Origin of the sequence: Gillisia xinjiangensis, from assembly GCF_046298265.1 — a bacterium.
GTDB lineage: Bacteria > Bacteroidota > Bacteroidia > Flavobacteriales > Flavobacteriaceae > Gillisia > Gillisia xinjiangensis.
The window spans coordinates 1-529 of the sequence record NZ_JBKAHK010000118.1 but is presented as its reverse complement, the minus strand read 5'-3'; the positions used below and the strand labels follow the sequence as shown (position 1 = coordinate 529).

The following is a 529-nucleotide window of genomic DNA, read 5'->3' as shown; positions in this document are numbered from 1 at the left end:
GCCCGGTATGCGGGTCGAGCGCCACCAGGCCGCCGTTCACGTCGGGGGTCTGGCGCAGCGCGTAGCTGTCCGCCGCCGCCGCCTGGTCGCCTTCTTCGCTATCAGCCTGGAGGGCTTCGACCAGCACGACGTCGCCGGCCTGCAGCACCTCGCCCGGCTTTTTCGGCTCGTTGCCGATGCGCTGGCCTTCGATCCACTTGCGCGCCCACTTCAGCGCGTCCATCGGGATGTGGCCGGCGTTGCCGTCGGACAGCATGATCTCCGCCTGCTTGGCGTCGGTCGACACCACGGCGGCGAGCTGCCAGCTGCCGTCGATGCCGACCGGCCGCTCGATCTCCTGCAGGCGCGACATCAGGTCGACGCCCTCGCCGATGGCGATCTGCTGCAGCGGGCCGCGCCAGCCGTGGCGGCGGTCGTAGTCGATCAGGCCCTCGCGCAGCACACGGTTGGCGATGTCCTGCAGGTGCGGGTCGAGGGTCGTGCGCACCGAGAGGCCGCCGGTGTAGAGGCTTTCATCGCCGTAGAGCCG

1 protein-coding gene is annotated in these 529 nt (G+C 70.7%); it reads right to left on the bottom strand.

The window, feature by feature from the left end:
- The coding region (locus tag ACKGJN_RS16780) for a PBP1A family penicillin-binding protein (RefSeq protein WP_409540713.1) at positions 1–529 on the bottom strand (529 nt) is incomplete at both ends.